General features: G+C 64.1%; 18 protein-coding genes. All 18 read left to right on the forward strand.

What is annotated here, in order from left to right:
- The first annotated feature begins 59 nt into the window (after positions 1-59).
- Complete coding sequence (locus tag FYJ40_RS06320) at positions 60-2,093, forward strand: ABC-F family ATP-binding cassette domain-containing protein (RefSeq protein ID WP_154516490.1); 2,034 nt, start codon at positions 60-62, stop codon at positions 2,091-2,093.
- On the forward strand, positions 2,080-2,376 hold the full coding sequence (locus FYJ40_RS06325; RefSeq protein WP_370450603.1) for a hypothetical protein: 297 nt from the start codon (positions 2,080-2,082) through the stop codon (positions 2,374-2,376). Before FYJ40_RS06320 ends, FYJ40_RS06325 begins: the two co-directional genes overlap by 14 nt.
- A gap of 9 nt (positions 2,377-2,385) precedes the next feature.
- On the forward strand, positions 2,386-3,069 hold the full coding sequence (locus tag FYJ40_RS06330; RefSeq protein WP_154516487.1) for a site-2 protease family protein: 684 nt from the start codon (positions 2,386-2,388) through the stop codon (positions 3,067-3,069).
- Between the two features lie 84 nt (positions 3,070-3,153).
- On the forward strand, positions 3,154-3,963 hold the full coding sequence (locus tag FYJ40_RS06335; protein WP_154516484.1) for a ScpA family protein: 810 nt from the start codon (positions 3,154-3,156) through the stop codon (positions 3,961-3,963).
- An 11-nt stretch (positions 3,964-3,974) separates the two neighbouring features.
- Positions 3,975-4,703, forward strand: a complete 729-nt coding sequence (gene scpB / locus FYJ40_RS06340; RefSeq protein ID WP_154516481.1) for an SMC-Scp complex subunit ScpB — start codon at positions 3,975-3,977, stop codon at positions 4,701-4,703.
- On the forward strand, positions 4,690-5,676 hold the full coding sequence (locus tag FYJ40_RS06345; protein ID WP_154516478.1) for a pseudouridine synthase: 987 nt from the start codon (positions 4,690-4,692) through the stop codon (positions 5,674-5,676). Before scpB ends, FYJ40_RS06345 begins: the two co-directional genes overlap by 14 nt.
- Before the next feature lie 66 nt (positions 5,677-5,742).
- Complete coding sequence (cmk, locus tag FYJ40_RS06350; RefSeq protein ID WP_154516475.1) at positions 5,743-6,429, forward strand: (d)CMP kinase; 687 nt, start codon at positions 5,743-5,745, stop codon at positions 6,427-6,429.
- Between the two features lie 3 nt (positions 6,430-6,432).
- Positions 6,433-7,161 carry a lysophospholipid acyltransferase family protein gene (locus FYJ40_RS06355; RefSeq protein ID WP_154516472.1) on the forward strand — a complete coding sequence of 243 codons (729 nt, stop codon included), beginning with the start codon at positions 6,433-6,435 and terminating at the stop codon, positions 7,159-7,161.
- A 2-nt stretch (positions 7,162-7,163) separates the two neighbouring features.
- Positions 7,164-8,060, forward strand: coding sequence for a 4-hydroxy-3-methylbut-2-enyl diphosphate reductase (locus FYJ40_RS06360; RefSeq protein WP_154516469.1), 897 nt, complete (start codon positions 7,164-7,166; stop codon positions 8,058-8,060).
- 2 nt (positions 8,061-8,062) lie between these two features.
- Positions 8,063-9,505, forward strand: a complete 1,443-nt coding sequence (locus tag FYJ40_RS06365; protein WP_154516466.1) for a DUF512 domain-containing protein — start codon at positions 8,063-8,065, stop codon at positions 9,503-9,505.
- Between the two features lie 10 nt (positions 9,506-9,515).
- Positions 9,516-10,850 carry a ribosome biogenesis GTPase Der gene (der, locus tag FYJ40_RS06370; RefSeq protein WP_154516463.1) on the forward strand — a complete coding sequence of 445 codons (1,335 nt, stop codon included), beginning with the start codon at positions 9,516-9,518 and terminating at the stop codon, positions 10,848-10,850.
- The gene (gene plsY / locus FYJ40_RS06375) at positions 10,843-11,526 is read left to right on the forward strand and encodes a glycerol-3-phosphate 1-O-acyltransferase PlsY (RefSeq protein ID WP_154516460.1); all 684 of its coding nucleotides are present in this window, start codon (positions 10,843-10,845) and stop codon (positions 11,524-11,526) included. The genes der and plsY overlap by 8 nt, the downstream gene beginning before the upstream one ends.
- 9 nt (positions 11,527-11,535) lie before the next feature.
- A complete protein-coding gene (locus FYJ40_RS06380; protein WP_154516457.1) occupies positions 11,536-12,543 on the forward strand; it encodes an NAD(P)H-dependent glycerol-3-phosphate dehydrogenase in 1,008 nt (335 codons plus the stop codon).
- A gap of 18 nt (positions 12,544-12,561) precedes the next feature.
- On the forward strand, positions 12,562-13,233 hold the full coding sequence (gene rpe, locus FYJ40_RS06385) for a ribulose-phosphate 3-epimerase (RefSeq protein ID WP_154516454.1): 672 nt from the start codon (positions 12,562-12,564) through the stop codon (positions 13,231-13,233).
- Between the two features lie 6 nt (positions 13,234-13,239).
- The gene (locus tag FYJ40_RS06390) at positions 13,240-14,418 is read left to right on the forward strand and encodes a cysteine desulfurase family protein (protein WP_154516451.1); all 1,179 of its coding nucleotides are present in this window, start codon (positions 13,240-13,242) and stop codon (positions 14,416-14,418) included.
- Positions 14,415-15,224, forward strand: coding sequence for a Nif3-like dinuclear metal center hexameric protein (locus FYJ40_RS06395; protein ID WP_154516448.1), 810 nt, complete (start codon positions 14,415-14,417; stop codon positions 15,222-15,224). Before FYJ40_RS06390 ends, FYJ40_RS06395 begins: the two co-directional genes overlap by 4 nt.
- Positions 15,221-15,940, forward strand: coding sequence for a zinc ribbon domain-containing protein (locus FYJ40_RS06400; protein WP_154516445.1), 720 nt, complete (start codon positions 15,221-15,223; stop codon positions 15,938-15,940). The genes FYJ40_RS06395 and FYJ40_RS06400 overlap by 4 nt, the downstream gene beginning before the upstream one ends.
- A 2-nt stretch (positions 15,941-15,942) precedes the next feature.
- Positions 15,943-17,148: a bifunctional phosphopantothenoylcysteine decarboxylase/phosphopantothenate--cysteine ligase CoaBC gene (coaBC, locus tag FYJ40_RS06405; RefSeq protein ID WP_229770696.1), complete on the forward strand. Its 1,206-nt coding sequence runs from the start codon at positions 15,943-15,945 to the stop codon at positions 17,146-17,148.
- Positions 17,149-17,269 lie beyond the last annotated feature (121 nt).

Here is a 17,269-nt window from a genome sequence, read left to right on the forward strand (position 1 = left end):
GGCTCCAACGCAAGTTGGGGCCTTTTTTCATATAGGCACACAAGGTCAAAGGCGGCACCATGATCCTCCTGGTCGACAAGATCGAAAAAAGCTTCGGCGCGCGCGTCCTCTTTAGCGGCGCGTCCTTCCAGATCAACCCTGGCGAACGCTTTGCGCTCGTGGGACCCAACGGCGCCGGCAAAACCACCATGCTCAAAATCATCATGGGTATCGACAGCCCCGATGCCGGCCAGGTCCAGTACTCCAAGGACTGTCAGGTGGGCTACCTCGAGCAGGAAACCAACCTGGAGCACAAGGATACGACCATCCTCGCCGAGGTCATGGCCGCCGCCAAGGAAATCCGCCGCATGGGTGAGCGCGCCAACGAGCTGCAGGCCCAGATCACCGAGCTCTCTGAGCAGGGCAAGGACGTCGACGCGCTCCTTAACGAGTACGGCCAGGTCCAGGACCGCTTTGAGCATCTGGGCGGCTACGAGCTCGAAAGCAATGCCCGCAAGATCCTGTCCGGTCTGGGCTTTAAGGTCACCGACTTTGAGCGCCCGTGTTCCGAGTTCTCGGGCGGCTGGCAGATGCGCATCGCGCTGGCCAAGCTCTTCCTGCGCCATCCCGACCTGCTGCTTCTGGACGAGCCCACCAACCACCTGGACCTCGAAAGCGTCCAGTGGTTGCGCGGCTTTATCGCAAACTACGACGGCGCCGTGCTCATCGTCAGCCACGACCGCGCCTTTATGGACGCCTGCGTCGACCACGTCGCCGCGCTCGAGAACCGCCGCGTGACCACCTACACCGGCAATTACAGCAGCTACCTCAAGCAGCGCGAGGACAATCTGGAGCAGATGCGCGCCAAGCGTGCCGCCCAGGAGCGCGACATCGCCCACATGCAGGTTTTCGTCGACAAGTTCCGCTACAAGCCCACCAAGGCCGCCCAGGCCCAGGAGCGCATCCGCAAGATCGAGCAGATCAAAAAGGAGCTCGTCATCCTGCCCGAGGGTCACAAGCACATCGACTTTAAGTTCCCCGATCCGCCGCGCTCGGGCGACATGGTCGTGGGCCTGGAGGGCGTGTCCAAGTCCTACGGCAACAAGCACATCTATAGCGATATCGACCTCAAGCTCTATCGCGGCGAGCATGTGGCGCTCGTCGGCCCCAACGGCGCCGGCAAGTCCACCCTCATGAAGATTCTCGCCGGCCTGGAGCCGCCCACTACCGGCACGCGCGACCTGGGTACCAACGTGGGCGTGGCCTATTACGCCCAGCACGCGCTCGAAGGCATGACCGAGTCCAACACCGTCCTGCAAGAAATCGACACCGTCACGCCCAAGTGGACCGTGCCGCAGCAGCGCAGCCTGCTGGGCGCCTTCCTGTTTAGTGACAACGATTCCATCGAAAAGCAGGTTCGCGTTCTTTCCGGCGGCGAAAAGGCGCGTCTGGCCCTGGCTAAGATGCTCGTGGCCCCCGAGGCACTTCTGTGCCTGGACGAGCCCACCAACCATCTGGACATCGACTCGGTGGACATGCTCGAGAACGCCCTGCAAAACTTCCCCGGCACCATTGTTCTGATCAGCCATGACGAGCACTTGGTGCGAGCCGTGGCCAACCGCGTGATCGACATCCGCGATGGCAAGGTCACGGTCTATGACGGCGACTACGACTACTACCTCTACAAGCGCGAGGACCTCGCGGCCCGCGCCGCCGCCGAGGCGTCCACGGAGAGCACGACTTCCGCGGCCAAGCCCACCAAAGCCAGCGCCGCCCAGGCCGACACCCCCGCCGCCGCCCCCAAGCCGGCCGAGGGCAAAAAGACCAAGGAGCAAAAGCGCGCCGAGGCCCAGGCCCGCGCCGCGCTCAACAAAAAGCTCAAGGGCGTGCGCAACCAGCTCAAGAAGATTGAGGCCGAGCTCGACAAGAAGCGCGCCCGCTATGACGAGCTTATGGAATTGATGGCAAGCGAAGAGCTTTATGCCGATCAGGATAAGTTCAACGCCGCGCTGGGGGAATATAACGGCCTTAAGCAAGAGCTGCCCAAGCTCGAGGACGAATGGCTGGAGCTTTCCACCCAAATCGAAGAGGAGACCGCGCGTGAACTCTCGTAAGGCCGCTGCCGTGGCGATGAGCATCATAGCCATCGCGTGCCGCATCTGCGGCATCTTTATGAGCGCGATGACTGTGCTGCTGTGCTTTAGCGGCCTCACCGCCAAGCTGCAGATCGTGGGCTTTGTCGTTGAGCTTTCTCGCGCGCTGCCGACCGCCATCGCCGGCTATGGCGTCATCACATCGCCCTTCGGCGGAGTGTTCCGCCTGGATTACGCCATCGTCGCCGTCATCCTGTTTGTGGCCGACTACCTGCTCACGCGCGCCTCGCGCCGCGTCCGCTAGGGGAGTGCCATGTCCAGTAGCTACCTCATGAACCTGCTTGCCAGCGCCGTCGCCGTCATCGTGGGCATCGTGATCCACGAGAGCGCACACGCCGCCGCAGCCTGGGCGCTTGGCGACAAGACGGCCCGTTCGCGCGGCCGCGTCTCGCTCAACCCGCTCAACCACATCGATCCGTTTGGCACCATCATCCTACCGCTGCTCATGCTCGCCGCCGGCGGCCCGGTGTTCGCCTTCGCTAAGCCCGTGCCCGTCTACCTCAACAACCTCAAGCACCCCAAGCGTGACGAGGTCTTGGTGAGCGCGGCCGGCCCAGCATCGAACATCGCGCTGGCGTGCCTTGCGGCCGCCATCATGCACGCAGCATACGGCAACCTCTACACCAGCATGTCCTTTGCCGTAGCGTCCCAAATCATGAACTTCGGCGCCACCTTTATCGTGGTCAACCTGTCGCTCGCGTTTTTTAACCTCATCCCGATTCCGCCGCTTGACGGCTCATCTATCATCGTGCCGTTTCTCAAAGGCAAGGCACTCGCCAATTACTACCAACTGCAGCAATACGCCATGCCGATTCTTATCATCGTGCTGTATCTGCTGCCCATGTGGACCGGCATCGATGTGATCGGCCGGTATTTCGACGTTACCGTGTATCCGCTCGCTGGGCAGCTGCTTAACTTCGCAATCGCCGGCATCTAGGGTAAACTTACAGGTCGACCGTGCAAAACGGTCGCAACATGCACCCAAACCGCGCCGCGAAGGCGCCGTCAAAGGAGGTCGAAGATGTCGTATCGCGTGTCGACGCAGGTCTACAGCGGACCGTTCGACCTGCTGCTGCAGTTGGTAACCCGCCAAAAAGTTGATATCGGCGCCATCTCGATCAGCGAGGTGGCCGAGCAGTACCTGGCCGAGGTCGAGCGCATCGAGGCGCTGGACCTGGACGTAGCGAGCGACTTTCTGCTGGTGGCGGCAACCCTTTTGGACATCAAGGCCGCCTCGCTGGTGCCCCAGGAGGCCCCACGCAAAGCCGACGACGATGACGAGATTGACGAAGACCTCGAAGAGCTCAGCGCGCTCGACGGCGACGCCCTGCGCGAGGTCCTGATTCAGCGCCTGATCGCCTACAAGCAGTTTAAGGGCGCGGCGGCGGCCCTTGGCGCGCGCATGCAGGCCGAAAGCCGCATGCATCCGCGTGTGGCCGGCCCCGACCCCGAGTTTTTGGGCCTTATGCCCGACTACCTGGCCGGTATCACGCTGCGCGGCCTCGCCGTCATCTGCGCCGACCTGGACGGCAAGCGCCAGACCTTCCTGCTGGAGGCCGAGCACGTGGCGCCGCATCGCGTGCCGCTCGACTTGACGGTGGCCTCGGTCGACCGCTTTACCATGGCGCACCAAACCTGCACCTTCCGCGAGCTGTTAGACGGCGACGCCACCACCAAGCAGCTCGTCGTCACCTTCCTGGCCATGCTCGAACTCGCCAAGCGAGGCTCGCTCACCCTGAGCCAGGACGAGATCTTTGGAACCATTCAGATCAACCGCGTCGAGGGCGCCGAGGCCTACGTGCCCGGCGTGGGCCCCGAGCTCACCGAATAGGAGCGGCAACCATGTCAACCCTTTCCACGCTAGAGGCAAACAGCCTCAAAGGCGCCTTGGAGGCGCTCCTGCTGGTTTCGAGCGACCCCGTCAGCGCGCCCGCGCTGGCAGATGCGTTGGATATCGCCCCGGGCGAGTGCGCGTCGCTTTTGGCCGAGCTCAAAGTTGAGTACGAGGAGGCCAATCGCGGCTTTCAGCTGCGCGAGGTCGCCGGCGGCTGGCGCCTGTTTACGCATCCCGCCTACCACGATGTGGTCGAGTCCTATGTGCTGAGCTGGGACACGCAAAAGCTGTCGCAGGCGGCGCTCGAGACCCTTGCCGTCATCGCCTACCACCAGCCCGTCACGCGCGAGGTGGTCAAGGGCATCCGCGGCGTCAACTCCGACGGCGTCATCGCGTCGCTCGTTGACAAGGGTCTGGTGCGCGAGCTCGGTCGCGACCCCCAGCGCGGTCAGGCCATCATTTACGGCACGACCAACGCCTTTTTGGAGAAGTTCGGTCTGCGCTCCACCCGCGACCTTCCCGATCTGGAGCAGTTTGCCCCCGACGAGCAGTCGCGTCAATTTATCCGCGAGCGCCTGAGCGGCCGCAGCATTCAGTCTACGCTCGAGGAGCAGGTCGAGGACCTGGACGAAGAGCGCGAGCTGCTGGATACCGATGTTGAGGATGTCGAGGCAGTCGGTGGCGGGGAAACACTTGCCACTGACGACGCTGCGGAGGATACGCATGACGAGGACTAGCGAAGCAGGGGAGACGCGTACCTCACACGCCGCGGGCGCTGCGGCGCCCAATGCGGATACGCACAAGTCCGTCTCCCAGCCCGTCTACCCACACACGATGCGCCTGCAGCGCTTTTTGGCGCGCGCGGGCGTGGCGAGCCGCCGCGGCTCGGAGGACCTGATGACCGCCGGCCGCGTGACCGTCAACGGCCAAGTCGCGACCGAACTGGGCACCAAGGTCGATGTGGACCGCGACCATATCGAGGTTGACGGCATGCCCGTCAAGCTCAACCAGGGTGCCGTGTACCTGATGCTCTACAAGCCGACCGGCTATCTCACCACCATGAGCGATCCGCAGGAGCGCCCCTGCGTGGCCGACCTGGTCCCGCGCGACCGCTTTCCGGGGCTCTTCCCGGTGGGTCGCCTGGACCGCGACACCACGGGCCTTTTGCTCTTTACCACCGACGGCGACCTGTCGCAGGACCTGCTGCACCCCAGCAAGCACGTCTACAAGACCTACCAGGCGCTGGTGGACGGCCACCTGACCGATCGCGACTTGGAACCGCTGCGCCGCGGCATCGAGCTCGACGACGGCCTGTGCCAGCCGGCAATCTGCCGCGTTATTACCGCGCGCGAGGCCGAGGCCGTGGCTCCGCAGGGTGTGAAGCCCGGCACAACCGCCGTGGAGGTCATTATCCGCGAGGGGCGCAAGAACCAGGTCAAGCGCATGCTGAGCAAGATCCACCACCCGGTGATCCGCCTGCACCGCTGTAACTTTGCCGGCCTGGAGCTCAAAGACGTGGCCAAGGGCTCGTGGCGCGAGCTCACCGACCGCGAGGTGCAGATCCTCAAGGCCGGAGGCATCCCGCCCAAGCAGGCCGGCGCCAAGCGCGGCGCTGCGCCGGCGACCAACACCGCGAGCCGCACGCGTCACCACGGCAGCCACGGCTCCGCGCCCAAGCGCAACACCTACCGCGAGCGCTACACGGGCTAGCCAGTCCGCCAAGCCCCAGCGCCCGCGTCCCATACCAGCACGTCAACCACCGAAAGGAAGCATTGCATGATCGTCGCCATCGACGGCCCCGCCGGATCCGGCAAGTCCACCATCGCCAAGGAGATCGCCCGCCAGCTGGGCTTTAACAAGCTCGACACGGGCGCCATGTATCGCGCCGTCACCTTCGCCGCGCTCGACCGCGGCATCGATCTGGACGACGAGGCTGCCATCGATGCCCTCGCCGAGCAGATCGAGATTCGCTTTACCAACGGCACCGGCGAGGACACGCGCCTGACCATCGACGGCGCGGACGCCTCGGCTGCCATTCGCACCCCGCAGGTGGACGCCAACGTCTCCAAGGTCTCGGCCTACCCGGGCGTACGCGCGGCCATGCTCATCCATCAGCGTCGCGCCGCCGAGGACCGCGACATCGTGGCCGAGGGTCGCGACATCGGCACCGTCGTGTTCCCCAACGCGCAGGTCAAGGTGTTCCTGACCGCCGACCCGCGCGAGCGCGCCCGTCGCCGCGTGCTGCAGCGCCACCAAAACGACGCCCAGCCGCCCACCGAAGAGCAGCTCGAGGCCGAGGTAGACGAGACCCTCGACGCCCTCAAACAGCGCGACAAACTCGACAGCAGCCGCGAGGTCGCGCCGCTCGTGCCCGCCGAGGACGCGGTGCACGTCGACTCCACCGCACATACCATCGACGAGGTCGTCTCGATAATCGAGGACCTCATCAACCAAAGGAGGTAGCTCATGCGCCTGTTTAAGCAGACGCCCGAGGATTACTACAACGCGCCTTATGCCGAGTTCCCCGTGCTCATCCGTGGCACCGTCGCTGTGGTCATGGGCATCCTGTGGGTCTTCTCCAAGCTCATGTGGCGCTGGAAGGTCGAGGACGCCGACCTGCTGTTTGAGCGCCAGGAAGGCCGCGGCAGCGTGGTCATCTGCAACCACACCTCTATGGCCGAGCTCCTTGCTGTAGAGACGGCGCTATTCTTTGGCGGCCGCCGCATTCGCCCCATTTTTAAGTCCGAGTTTGCCAAGAGCAAGATCGTGCGCTGGGCCTTTAGCCGCGTGGGCGGTATTCCCGTCGAGCGCGGCACCGCCGACATGAAGTGCCTGCGTGCCGCCCAGCATGCGCTGCAGCGCGGCGAGGACGTTCTGATCTTCCCCGAGGGCACGCGCATCCGCTCGCGCGAGATCAAGCCCGAGGTCCACGGCGGCTTTGCACTCATTGCCCAGATGGGCAAGGCACCCGTCAACCCGCTCGCCATCTGCGGCTGGTCCGATATCACGCCTGCGGGCAAAAAGCTCATGCGCCCCAAAAAGTGCTGGATCCGTGCCGGCAAGGCCATCTCGCTATCCGATGCACCGGCTGAGCTCAAGCGCAAGGAGCGCCTGGCATGGTTTGAGTCCGAGGCCATGAGCCGCGTCTACGCCATGCGCGACGACCTGTGTGCCGAGCACCCTGGCAGGTTCTAGCCATGGGCGAGAACGTCATGAATACCGCCGCGACCGCCGCTGAGGAGGTCGTCCCCACCATCGAAATCGCAGCGCATGCCGGCACCTGCTACGGCGTGCAGCGTGCGCTCGACATGGCGCTGGCGGCCGCCCCGCAGGCGGGGGAGGACGCCCAGGTCCACACCCTGGGCCCGCTCATCCATAACCCCATCGTGGTGCGCGAGCTCGCCGAGGCAGGCGTCGGTCTTGCCGAGACCCTGAACGACGCCGCATCGGGCACCGTGGTCATTCGCGCGCACGGCGTGGTGCCGCAGGTCATCGAGGCTGCTCGCGAGCGCGGCCTTACCGTGGTCGATGCCACCTGCCCCTACGTGAAGAAGGTCCACGTGGCGGCCGAGCGTTTGGTGCGCGAGGGCTACCGTGTGATCGTCGTGGGCGAGCCGGGCCACCCCGAGGTTGAGGGCATCCTGGGCCACGCCGGCGATGACGCGCAGGTCGTGAGTTGCGCCGCCGATGCGGACGCGCTGCCGCTCAAGGGCAAGGTGGGCCTGGTTGTGCAGACCACCCAAACCGCGCAGAACTTGGCCGAGGTAGTGGCCTCTATCACCCCGCGCGTGCAGGAGCTGCGTGTGATTAACACGATCTGCGCTGCCACGAGCGAGCGACAGCAGGCGGCCGCCTCACTTGCCAACCGCTGCGACTGCATGGTCGTCGTAGGCGGCAAAAACTCCGGCAACACGCGCCGCCTGGCGCAGATTTGTGCCGATGTCTGCGAGCGCACCCATCACATCGAGGAAGCCTCCGAGCTTGAGGCCGCATGGTTTGCCAACGCGCGCCACATCGGCATCACCGCCGGAGCCTCAACTCCGCAAGAACACATCGAACGCGCCGTTGCGCGCATCAAGGAGCTTTGTCGCTAATCATGGACCAGACCGTACCCGCATACGCCGCCGAGGTGGCCGATTACGGGCGCAGCCGCGACCCCGAGCCGGGTGAGGGCGCGCTCGTAAAAAACGTGCGTCCCGAGTCGCCTGCATGGGATGTGGGTATCGAGCCGGGCATGCGCGTGCTCACGGTCAACGGCGAGCGACTCACCGACATGATCGTGTGGCTCTGGGAGGCAGATGACGACACCGTCGAACTTGAGGTTCTCGACCCGCGCGACGGCACCGTCACCCCCGTGGAGCTTGACCGCTTTCCCGGCGAGGACTGGGGCCTTGAGTTCGATGGCCCCATCTTCGACGGCATGCGTACCTGTGTGAACGCCTGCGTGTTCTGCTTTATGACCATGCTGCCCAAGGGCGGCCGCTCCACGCTCTACATTCGTGACGATGATTACCGCTTGAGCTTTTTACAGGGCAACTTTGTCACGCTCACGAACCTTTCCGACGAGGACGTGCAAAACGTTATCGACCGCAATATGAGCCCTATGAACGTGTCGGTCCATGCCGTAAGCCCCGACGTCCGCCGCCGTATGATGGGCCGCAACGCCCAGCGCGGCATGGACGTGCTCGAGACCATCATGGCCGCCGGCATCGAGATCCACGCGCAGATTGTGCTATGTCCCGGCATGAACGACGGCGAGGAGCTGCAAAAGACCCTACGCTTTTGCGAGGAGCACGAGCAGATCACCAGCCTGGGCATCGTGCCGCTCGGTTTTACCAAGCATCAGAGGCGCTTTACCTGGTCATACAGCGACAAACCTGAGCTCGCGCGCGAAACCATTGCCATGATCCGTCCCTTCCAGGATCGTGCCTACAAGCGCTTTGGCCGCCACACCTTCCAGATGAGCGACGAGTTCTATCTGGACGCCGGCATCGAGCCTCCCGAGGCAGACTTTTACGACGGCTACCCGCAGTATTATGACGGCATCGGTATGATCCGCTCGTATCTGGACGAGACCGATGACGTGCTCGCCGCCGACGCCGAGCGTCTGGGCCGCGTTCGCGAGGCAATCGCCGCCCGTGGCCAGCGCCTCCTGTGCCTCTCCGGCACCAGCGCGCGCGACACCGTGGCGCGCTTTGTGGAGTCGCCACGGGGCCTTGCCGGCACCGTCACCGCTATCGAAAACCGTTACTTTGGCGGCAACGTGGACGTGACCGGCCTCATCGTCGCCTGCGACATTCTGGAGCAGCTGCCGCAGGACCTCTCGGGGGTTATGCTCTTTGTGCCTAAGCTCATGTTCAACGCTGACGGCATGACGCTTGACGAGTATCATCGTGACGATTTACTCGCAAGCCTTGAAGCTCGCGGCGCCGAGGTTCATGTGGTGTCGACCATGCCGCATGAGCTGCTCGATACCCTGGAGCATATCCTTGGCATTGTGCCCGCAGGCTCTACTAATTCCACTGACCCTACCCATTAAAGGAGTGCAGATGAAACCTATCGTCGCCGTCGTCGGACGCCCCAACGTGGGCAAGTCCACGCTCGTTAACCGCCTGGCCCAGACCTCGGACGCCATCGTCCATGAGTCCCGCGGCGTAACGCGCGACCGCTCCTACCACACGGCCGACTGGAACGGCCGCGAGTTCACCATCGTCGACACGGGTGGCATCGAGCCGCTCAAGAGCGATGACGTCTTTGCCACGTCCATCCGTGACCAGGCCCTCGCCGCCGCCGAGGAAGCCGCCGTCATCCTGTTTGTGGTCGACGGTCGCACCGGCGTCACCGAGGAGGACGAGTCGGTCGCCCGCATGCTCAAGCGCTGCGACAAGCCGGTCTTTCTGCTGGTGAACAAGCTCGACAATCCCGATCGCGAAAACGACAGCATCTGGGAGTTTTATTCGCTCGGTATCGGCGAGCCAACGCCGCTCTCGGCCCTGCACGGCCACGGCACGGGCGATCTGCTCGACGACATCGTTGCCCTGTTGCCCGAGGAGGAGGACGAGGTCGCCGACGAGTTCCCCGACGCGCTGAACGTCGCCATCATCGGCCGCCCCAATGCCGGTAAGTCCTCGCTGTTCAACCGCATCCTGGGTGCCGACCGCTCTATCGTGTCCAACATCGCCGGCACCACGCGCGACGCCATCGACACCGTCGTGGAGCGCAACGGCAAGCACTACCGCATGGTCGACACCGCGGGTATTCGCAAGAAAAGCACCGTGTACGAGAACATCGAGTACTACTCCATGGTCCGCGGCCTGCGCGCCATCGACCGTGCTGACGTGGCACTGCTCGTCGTCGACGCCTCCGTGGGCGTTACCGAGCAGGACCAGAAGGTCATGGGCTTGGCCATCGAACGCGGCTGCGCCATCGTCGTACTGCTCAACAAGTGGGATCTGCTCGACGACGACCGCAAGCGCGAGGCCTGCATGGAGACCGTCGACCGCCGTCTGGGCGTCATGGCTCCCTGGGCCCAGTACCTGCGCATCTCGGCCCTGACCGGCCGTGGCGTCGAGAAAATCTGGGCAATGGTCGACGCCGCCGAGAAGACGCGCTCGCAAAAGATCACCACCTCGCGCCTCAACACCTTCCTTACCGACCTGCGCGAGTTTGGCCACACCGTGGTGGACGGCAAGCGTCGCCTGCGCATGCACTACGTGACCCAGACGGGCGTCAACCCGCCGACGTTTACGTTCTTCGTCAACCACAGCGACCTGGTCAACGACACCTACCAGCGCTACGTGGAGAACCGTATGCGCTCGACCTTCGATTTTTCCGGCACGCCCATTCGACTCTTCTTTAGGAAGAAGGAGCAAAAGGATGCATAATCCGATTCTTCTGACCGTCATCTGCGCCGTGGTCTCGTTCTTTATCGGAGCGATTCCGTTTGGCCTGATCCTGGGCCGCGTGTTCAACCACACGGATATTCGCAAGGCGGGCTCCGGCAACATCGGCACCACCAACGCCCTGCGCGTAGCCGGCCCCAAGGTCGCGGCGCTCACGCTGCTGCTCGACTGCTTGAAGGGCGCCATCTGCGTCCTTATCGCGCGCCCGCTCATCGCGAGCGTGGGCTATGGCTTCCCGGTGAGCATCATGGCTCCCGGTGCCGCCGGCGACTGGATGCTCGGCGTCATTTGCCTGGCTGCCGTGTGGGGCCACATATTCTCGCCCTACCTCAACTTCCACGGCGGCAAGGGCATTGCCGTGGGGCTGGGCGTCATACTCGCCTGGTACTGGCCCATCGGACTTTCGCTGCTGGGCATGTTTATCGTGGCCGTCGCCATCACCAAGTATGTTTCGGTGGGCTCGCTTGCCGCGGCCATCGGTCTTCCCATCGCCGCCTGCGCGGTCTTTCCGTACAGCAGCCTGGGCCTCAAGTTTTGCATGGCGATGATCGGCATCACCGTGGTGTGGGCCCATCGCGCGAACATCAAAAAGCTCATGACGGGTAAGGAATCCAAGCTCTCGTTTACCAAGCGCGTCACCGAGCCCGACGATAAGTAGGAGAGAGTCATGAATGTTGCGCTGATTGGCTCCGGCTCCTGGGGAACCGCCGTCGCCGGCCTTGCCGCCGCGCGAGCCGAGCGCGTGACCATGTGGGCCCATAGTGAGCAGACGGCCGCCGGCATTAACGGCGAGCACCGCAACCCGCGCTATCTGGTGGACTACGTGCTGCCGGAAAACGTTGTCGCCACGACGGACCTGGCCCAGGCGCTCGACGGTGCCGATGCCATCATCTTTGCCGTGCCTTCGACGCACCTGCGTGGCGTCTGCCACCAGGCGGCACCCTTTATCGCCGCCGACACCCCGGTGCTCTGCCTCACCAAGGGCATCGAGCCCGAGTCCGGCATGCTCATGAGCGAGGTCATCGCCAGCGAGATCGGCAACGAGGCGCGTGTGGCGGCGCTCTCGGGCCCCAACCATGCCGAGGAGATATGCCGCGGCGGACTTTCCGCCGCCGTCATCGCCAGCAAAGACTCGCAGGTAGGGGAGACCTTTAAGGACCTGCTCCTATCCACGGCCTTCCGCATCTACCTGTCGCAGGACATGACCGGCGTCGAGGTTTGCGGCGCCATGAAAAACGTCATCGCCATCGTGTGCGGTATTTCCGCCGGTACCGGCGCAGGCGACAACACGCTCGCCCTTATCATGACGCGCGGCCTGGCAGAAATCAGCCGACTGGTGCACGCCCGCGGCGGCCAGGCCATGACCTGTATGGGTCTTGCCGGCATGGGTGACCTTATTGCCACCTGCACCTCCGAGCATTCGCGCAACCGCACCTTTGGCTACGAGTTTGCCCACGGCGTATCGCTCGACGAGTACCAGGCGCGCACGCATATGGTGGTCGAGGGCGCCGTCGCCGCCCGCAGCGTGAGCGAGCTCGCCCGTTCGCTGGGCGTAGACATTCCGCTCACCTTTGCCGTGGAGCAAACGCTCTACAAGGGTGTTACTTTGGATAGGGCGCTCGAGATCCTTACCGACCGCGTCCCCTCTCAAGAGTTCTACGGACTCACCGACTAGCGCAGAAAGGCTACTACCATGGGTTCCATCAAAATCGCTCCGTCCGTCCTTTCGGCTGACATGGCCAACCTCAAGGGCGAGCTCGACAAGATCGCCGGTGCCGACTATGTGCACTTCGACGTCATGGACGGTCACTTTACCGGCAACCTCACCTTTGGAGTCGATATCCTCAAGGCCGTCAAGCGCTCCACCAAGGTGCCGGTCGACGCGCACCTGATGGTGTCGAACCCCGACGAGACCGTCGATTGGTATGCCGACGCCGGCGCCGATATGATCACCGTGCACTACGAGGCCTCCACGCACCTGCACCGCACGCTCACGCACCTACAGCAACGCGGCGTCAAGGCCGGCGTGGTGCTCAACCCCGCCACCCCCGTCTGCGTGCTCGAGAGCATCATCGAGGTCGTCGACATGGTGCTGCTCATGAGCGTGAACCCCGGCTTTGGCGGCCAGAGCTTTATCCCGGGCACGCTGCATAAGCTCCACGAGCTCAAGGCCATGTGCGAGCGCCACGGTGTGTCGCCCATGATCGAGGTCGACGGCGGCATCTCTTCCAAAAACATCGCCGAGGTCGTCAAGGCCGGTGCCAACGTACTCGTAGCCGGCTCCGCCGTATTTAAGTCCGAAGATCCCGCCGCCGAGGTTGCGCTGCTGCAGAAGCTGGGCAACGAGGCCGCACAGGAGGCATAAACCCTTATGACCGCAGGTCAAAACCGCATACCCGTGAATCTTGACTATGCCGCCTCGACGCCCATGCGCGCCGAGGCGCTCCTTGCGCAGCGCGAGTACGACGAAAGCGAGCTTGCCGGCGTCAACCCCAACTCGCTGCACTCGCTCGGCCGCAAGGCTGCCGCACGTCTGGAGGTTGCACGCCGCGAGATCGCCCGCAGCTTTGGCACACGCGTTCGCCCGTCCGAGATTGTTCTAACCAACGGCGGCACCGAGGCCAACCAGCTGGCGCTCCTCGGACTTGCCGAGGGTGCTCGTCAGCGCGATCGTAAGCGCGAGCGCGTGATCGTGTCTGCGATCGAGCACGATTCGATCCTGGACAACCTATCGCTGCTGCGAGCCGCGGGCTTTACCGTCGACTTGGTGCAGCCCTGCCGTGCGGGCTACATCGAGCCTGCCAAGCTGAGCGACTTGTTGGGCGACGACGTCGCGCTCGTGAGCATCATGGCCGCCAACAACGAGACCGGTGTGGTACAGCCTACGCGCGAGCTTGCCGCGGCTGCGCACACCGCGGGTGCCCTGTTCCACACCGATGCCATCCAGGGCTATCTGCATATTCCGCTCGATGTGACCGAGCTGGGCGTCGATGCTATGACCGTTGCAGCACACAAGATTGGCGGCCCCGTAGCCTCCGGCGCGTTATACCTAAAAAACCGCACGCCGCTGCGCCCCCGCATCTTTGGCGGAGGACAGGAAGCCGGACGTCGTGCCGGCACGCAGGACCTGCGCACGCAGCTGGCCTTTGCCGCTGCCGCCTCGTCTCTGGCGCCCCATGTGGCTCAGGAGCGCGAGAAGCTGCAAGCCCTTTCCGACAAGCTCTACGCCACGCTCACGGCCCATCCGCGCATTCACGCCACCATGGGCGACTACACGCAGGCCGACCGTCTGCCCGGCATGGTATCGATCTATATTGACGGCATGGACTCCGAGGAGCTCATCATCAAGCTCGACGCCGCCGGTTTTGAGGTGTCGGCCGGATCGGCTTGCTCGAGCGGCAGCATGGACCCGAGCCACGTGCTCAGCGCCATGGGCATTGGTCGCGAGCAGGCGCTGGGCGCACTGCGCATCTCCTTCGATGACCGCGTGAATCCGAGCGATCTGGACGACTTTGCCCAGACGCTGCTCACGATCGTAGGTGCCGCATGATCGTCGCCGAGCTCGAGCGCGCCCTGCTGGCACGCTATCCCAAGACGGACGCCGAGCCCTGGGACCACGTAGGCTTATCCGTTGGCGACCCCGACGACGAGATCCGCGGCGTTGCCTGCGCGCTTGACGCTACCAGGGACAACGCGCAGCGCGCCTTGGAAGCCGGAGCCAACGTGTTGCTCACGCATCATCCCGTCTACATCAAGGCGCCCGAATCGTTTTGCCCGCCCAGCGCAACGCGCCCCCAGTGCAGCGCGGCGCTCTACGAGGCGGCCCGCTGCGGGGTGAGCATTATCTCGCTCCACACCAACCTGGACCGCTCGCACGAGGCGCGTATCCGCCTAAGTAAGCTGTTGGATGCGGCGCCTGCAAGCTCGTTGGAGCACGTGGACGACCCCGAGGCCTGCGGCCTGGGCGCGCTTGCAACACTCAACGACCCGTGCACGCTGCGCGATCTTGCCGCCCGTGCTGCCACGGCCTTTGGCAGCGACCCACGCGTATGGGGCGATGCCGAGCGCCCGTGCCGCACCGTCGCCATTCTGGGCGGCTCCCTCGGCGACTTTGGCGAGCTTGCCATCGCCGCCGGTGCGGATGTCATCGTGACGGGCGAGGCGGGCTATCACGTGGCGCAAGACCTTGCCTTGCGCGGGCTGAGCGTGATCTTGCTCGGCCACGATCGCTCCGAGGAGCCGTTCGTGGATATCTTGATGAACTCTGCGGTTGACGCCGGGATCGACCCCCGTCATGCGATTAAAATACTGAACCCTTGCCAATGGTGGACTGTGACAAAAGGAGAGAACTTATGAGCGCCGGCGCTACGCTACTCAAGCTGCAACAAATCGATTTGGAGCTCGCCCGCAACAAGAGCGAGCTTGCCAATATGCCGGAGCTCAAGGAGCTCGCCTCAAAGCGCAAAACCTATGTAAAGCTTAAGTCCGAAATGACCAAGCTCTATGCTCAGCGCAAGGACCTCGACATTGAGCTGGACGATCTCAACACCACCGAGATCCAGACCAACAACGCCATCGAGGCCGCCAAGAAACGCCACGTCGACGGCTCTGACTACCGCGAGGTCCAGGATCTGGAAAACGAGCTCGCCACCCTGGCCAAGCGCCTGGACAAGATTGAGCACACCCGCAAGGATGTCGTTGTCGCCCACAAGGAGGCGCTCGACCGTGAGGCTCGCGCGCAGGCCATCATCGCCAAATTCGAGGAGGGCGTGAAGGCCGACACCAAGGCTGCCCGTGCCAAGGCCGCCGACCTGCAGGCCCAGATTGATGCCGCCTCCAAGGAGCGCACCGCGCTCGCCGCCACGCTGCCCGCCGACGTCCTCACCGATTACGAGCGTTTGCTCAAGCAGTTCCGTGGCCTGGCCGTCGAGACCATTAAGGGCAACATCCCCACCGTCTGCCACACCGCGCTGCAGGCGTCGTCCATGAGCGACCTCAACCACGACGGTAGTGAGATTACGCACTGCCCGTACTGCCACCGCCTGCTCGTGCTCCCCAACAAGGAAGCCTAGCAATGACGACGGCACCCGACCATTCAATGCAACTTGAGGGAAAAACGATCCTGCTGGGCATTACCGGCGGGATCGCCGCCTATAAGTCGTGCAATATCGTGCGCCTGCTGCAAAAGCGCGGCGCCCGCGTCAAGGTCGTTATGAGCGAGCATGCCACGGAGTTTGTGGGCCCGCTCACCTTTCGCGCGCTCACGGGCGAGCCGGTCGCTGTAGGTCTGTTCGACGACCCCTCCGACCCCATCCACCATATCTCGCTGGCGCAGGAGCCCGACTTGGTGGTCGTGGCGCCCGCGACGGCCAATATCATCGCCAAGATGGCCAACGGCATCGCCGATGACCTCATCTCCACCACGCTGCTTGCCACGCCGCGTCCTATCGTGGTCGCGCCGGCCATGAACAATGGCATGTGGAAGGCGCCGGCCACGCAGGCCAACATGACCACGCTGCGCGAGCGCGGTGTCCACGTTGTGGGTCCGGGTAGCGGCTACCTTGCCTGTGGCGATGTGGACACGGGACGCATGAGCGAGCCCGAGGACATCGTCGAGGCCGTCTGCAAGCTGCTCGACCCCGCTCCTCAGGACCTTGTGGGCAAGCGCATCGTGATCACCGCCGGCCCCACGCACGAGCCGATCGACCCCGTGCGCTTCATTGGCAACCGGTCATCGGGCAAGATGGGCATCGCCCTGGCGGGGGAGGCCGCGCGCCGCGGTGCCGCCGTCACGCTCGTGCTGGGACCGACATCGCTCGACGTTCCCCGCAGTGTAGCGTGCGTGCGCGTGCAGACCGCCGCAGAGATGCTGCAGGCGGCGCTGAGCGCCTTTCAGACGGCCGACGCGGCCATTTGTGCCGCCGCCGTCGCCGACTACACGCCTGCGGCCCCGGCGGACCATAAACTCAAAAAGGCCAACGAGCGCCTGGATCGAATTGAGCTCGTCGAGACCGTTGACATCCTGGCCGAACTCTCACGCCAAAAGGGCGATCGCCGTGTAATCGGCTTTGCGGCCGAGACCGATAACGTCGTGGAGTACGCGCAGCGCAAACTCGTGCGCAAGGGTTGCGATGCCATTATCGCCAACGATGTCTCGCGCGCCGATTCGGGCTTTGGGACCGATACCAACAAGGCCTGGATAGTGAGCACAGCGGGCACGCAAGAACTTCCCGTTCTAAAAAAACCCCAGCTCGCAGATACAATTTTAGACTTGGGTTGATTTCCGATCTCAGCCGAACACATTGAGCTGATGGCTCGCTCCCGCAGTTAACCGAACGCCCCCGCGGCCCCTCTCGGGCCCCGGGGGCGCCATTTTCCCAGTTGAAGGAATGGTGGAGATG

Origin of the sequence: Collinsella sp. WCA1-178-WT-3 (M1), assembly GCF_009696325.1 — a bacterium.
In the GTDB taxonomy this organism is placed as follows: domain Bacteria; phylum Actinomycetota; class Coriobacteriia; order Coriobacteriales; family Coriobacteriaceae; genus Collinsella.